The organism is Pallidibacillus pasinlerensis (assembly GCF_009996845.1).
Lineage (GTDB): Bacteria > Bacillota > Bacilli > Bacillales > Caldibacillaceae > Pallidibacillus > Pallidibacillus pasinlerensis.
On record NZ_JAACYS010000162.1, the window covers coordinates 1 to 528 of the forward strand.

Sequence of the window (528 nt, forward strand, 5' to 3'; positions counted from 1 at the left end):
TGTTTTTACATTTAAACACATCAAAGTCTTGTCTCTCTTTGATTTTCTCAAGCGATTTGGAACAATGAGGACATTTAAGAATGGCCTCTTTCAAGAATCGATTTTTATCGCTAAAAAGACAGGTACACACTTTACATCGATACTGTCCTTTAGCTCCATTATTGGCATACAAATAATCCGATGGAGCACCACACTTAGGACAGATGAGCGATTTAGGTACCGAAATTTTTGTGTTCTTATGCCTTCGAACTGGATTAAGAGGTTTTCCATGTTTCGCTAGAAATTCAGTGCGAAGAACTTGATAATCAAGTTTTTCTGGTACTTCAATGATTGGAAGTTCATCCACCTGAAGTTTTCGATAAGGTTTATTGACTGGCTGTTCAGGTGGTTTATCAAACATACTTTTACCTATTAAAAGTGTTTGTAAAGTTTTAATTACCTGATCTTGGTACTTGATAAATTCGAATAAATAGGTTAATAATTGAGGGTACAGACTTGTTCACTCCAATCTTGGTAGTTGTGTGTGTG

General features: G+C 35.4%; 1 pseudogene. It reads right to left on the reverse strand.

The features are described from left to right. Nucleotides 1–493 (reverse strand): annotated as a pseudogene (locus GW534_RS16025) (DDE-type integrase/transposase/recombinase); the annotation flags it as partial. Nucleotides 494–528: the final 35 nt, after the last annotated feature.